This window comes from Marivita sp., assembly GCF_020055635.1.
In the GTDB taxonomy this organism is placed as follows: domain Bacteria; phylum Pseudomonadota; class Alphaproteobacteria; order Rhodobacterales; family Rhodobacteraceae; genus Marivita.
The window spans coordinates 1-2,724 of the sequence record NZ_JAIPUT010000170.1; the positions used below are offsets into that span (position 1 = coordinate 1).

Annotated in this window: 5 protein-coding genes; 4 read left to right on the plus strand and 1 reads right to left on the minus strand. The window is 58.1% G+C overall.

What is annotated here, in order from left to right:
* The 3 genes from LCF60_RS24220 to LCF60_RS24230 all read left to right on the plus strand — a co-directional run.
* On the plus strand, positions 1–796 hold a 796-nt coding region (locus LCF60_RS24220), incomplete at its 5' end, for an aldehyde dehydrogenase family protein (protein ID WP_292295085.1).
* A gap of 13 nt (positions 797–809) precedes the next feature.
* Entirely contained in the window at positions 810–1,073 is a 264-nt protein-coding gene (locus LCF60_RS24225) for a UxaA family hydrolase (RefSeq protein WP_292295086.1), read from the plus strand.
* Positions 1,054–2,223: a UxaA family hydrolase gene (locus LCF60_RS24230; RefSeq protein WP_292295087.1), complete on the plus strand. Its 1,170-nt coding sequence runs from the start codon at positions 1,054–1,056 to the stop codon at positions 2,221–2,223. Before LCF60_RS24225 ends, LCF60_RS24230 begins: the two co-directional genes overlap by 20 nt.
* Before the next feature lie 24 nt (positions 2,224–2,247).
* On the opposite strand, the gene LCF60_RS24235 is transcribed toward LCF60_RS24230, so the two are convergent.
* Positions 2,248–2,394: a hypothetical protein gene (locus tag LCF60_RS24235; protein WP_292295088.1), complete on the minus strand. Its 147-nt coding sequence runs from the start codon at positions 2,392–2,394 to the stop codon at positions 2,248–2,250.
* A gap of 42 nt (positions 2,395–2,436) precedes the next feature.
* On the opposite strand from LCF60_RS24235, the gene LCF60_RS24240 reads away from it, so the two are divergent.
* On the plus strand, positions 2,437–2,724 hold a 288-nt coding region (locus LCF60_RS24240; RefSeq protein ID WP_292295089.1), incomplete at its 3' end, for a site-2 protease family protein.

Sequence of the window (2,724 nt, forward strand, 5' to 3'; positions counted from 1 at the left end):
GACCGCGCCCTGGGCGGCGTATCTGTTTTGTCTCGTGTTCACCGTGGTCTGTGCGATCGTGGCGCGGAACCTGACACGGGGGATGCAGGGGCGGCAATGGATGGCCATCCGGGACATGGACATCGCCGCCGAGATCATCGGGGTGAACCCGCTGAAGGCCAAGCTGAGCGCCTTTGCGGTGTCGGGCCAACGCTGCACCGCCGTCTCGCGCGTTCTGGTGTCACAAGACATCGCGCAGCGCACAATTGATGGGCTGGTCACACGCGCCCAAGCCGCGCGCGTCGGAGACGGGCTGGAAGACGGGATCACCATGGCTCCGCTGGTCAGCGCGGACCATCTGCAAAAGGTGTCGGGCTTTGTCGAGCGCGCACGCGCCGCCGGGGCAGACATCCGCACCGGTGGGGACATGCCGACCCGCAACACCGGCGGCTATTTTCACGCCCCCACCATCGTGACCGATGTGACACCGGACATGGAAATCGCCCGCGAAGAGGTTTTTGGCCCCGTACTGGCCGTGATCCCATACCAATCAACCGAACATGCGCTTGAGATTGCTAACGCGGTGGCGTTCGGCCTGACATCCTGCCTTTATTCGGAACGCGAACCGGTGATTGATACGTTCCTGAGCGACAGCCAGTCAGGGATGCTTCATGTGAATGGCGGCACCTTCCCGGAAGATCACGTTCCATTCGTCGGTGTAAAAGCCTCAGCTCTGGGTGTCGGTGGGTCTAACGGCGCGTCCACGCAGCATTTCTTCACCTCGGAACACATGGTCTATCGCAAAGCGCGGGTGTGACGCGGCTTTGGGCATGAAACAGACCACGCAACCCATTGGAGAACGGATCAGCCTGACAATTGATCCCAAGGACAACGTTGCCACCATTCTTGACAGCGCTGAGACCCTGACACGGGCTAGCGGAATTGAAATTTCACCCGCGATCCCCTTTGGTCACAAATTTGCGCTGATCCCAATCCAGCAAGGTGCGCAGATTATCAAATACGGCGTGGTCATCGGCACCGCCACAGCCAACATCGCCGCCGGAGAGCATGTCCATGTCCACAACATCGCCTGAGATCGGCACGGGCTATCTTCGCCACGATGGGCACATTGGCCTGCGCAATCATGTCGTTGCCCTTTCGACCGTCGCGCTTACTGATCGTGTCACTGAACGTGCAGTTGGCCGAGTTCCATCCGCCTTGCTTATTGCTCCGCGATGGGAACGTGGCGTGCGTGGACGTGATGCTAGCTTGCAGGATCACGCTCTTCGCGCAATCGCAACCCACCCAAATACAGGTGCACTTCTTGCCGTGACGCATGATCGCGGGGCCGCTGACGCTCTGAGGTCAGCGTTGGCCGACTGTGGACGCCCCTTCGAAGTTGTCACGCTTATGGGATCTGGGGGGTACGACGCAGCCATAGACGCAGCCGCTCGATCGCTTGAGCGCCTCACGGCACAAACACAGCAAACGCCACGCGCGCCGCTGTGCCTTGGTGATTTGACCGTTGCCTTGGAATGTGGCGGCTCCGACGCCTCTTCGGCTACCTGTGCCAATCCCGCCATAGGCCGATTTGTTGACGAGCTAATCGCTGCTGGCGGCACGGCAATCGTGTCTGAAACAGCTGAATTTATCGGCAGCGAACCGGTCATTCATGCGCAATCTGAAAGCCCCGCCATTGCCCAGGCGATCCTTGCCTGCATTGCGGCAGAAGAGGCCATGATGCGTGCTGACGGAACCGACTATCGCGGCGTCAATCCCACGCGCGAAAACATCGAAGCTGGCTTGTCCACGCTGATAGAAAAGACAATGGGAGCCGTGTGCAAGATCGGTACCAGCAAATTTGTGGGTTGCTTGGCGTTTGCTCAAAAACCAGAGAGGTCCGGCCTTTATTTCATGGATACCCCGTTCTTTAGCCCAGTGTCTTTGTCCGGGATGGTGCTATCCGGCGCACAGGTCACACTGTTCGCGATGGGCGTTTATAACCCCTCTGGAATGCCACTCGCTCCCACGATAAAAATCTGCGGAAATCCACAAACCCTGCGCGATTGGGGAGCAGAAATCGACGTTAATGTAGAAGGGCTGATTGGAGGAATAGTCACTCTGGACATGGCAGCGGTCGCAATTACTGACACACTCGCGGCTCTTTGCGCAGGCTCCATCACGCATGCAGAGCGACGTGGTGAAGGACAACTCATTTTACCACGGACAATGCCCGCATTATAATTTTGCCTTAGGCTTTCAGACACTTCAAGCGGCGCCCAGTCTTCTGCCAAATCGATGGATTTCAACAAAATTGACGTCAAGATTTTCATGCAGGTGCTTTTTGCAATGTGACCGTCCTCCTTCTTGGGTAATTGCCGACTCGTCTTGGTAGAACCCTTCAAGGGCAGCCATGTCCCTATTCCACTGCGACGCAAGAGCGACTACTCTTCTTGCATGTCATGGTCCTTTTCCATCGGTCACATTCTTGGCTCGGACCTCCGGGTCCATGCTACGTTCTTTCTGCTGCTCGCCTGGATTGGCACGGCCACATGGCTTGCCGAGGGTCCTGCGGCAGCCTTTGCCAATCTGGCCTTCGTTCTCGCGCTTTTTGCCTGTGTGGTTGCGCATGAGTTTGGCCATGCGCTGATGGCGCGCAGATACGGCGTCCGGACACCGGACATCACGCTGCTGCCGATCGGCGGCATGGCCCGGCTCGAGAAGATCCCGGAAAACCCTCGCGAG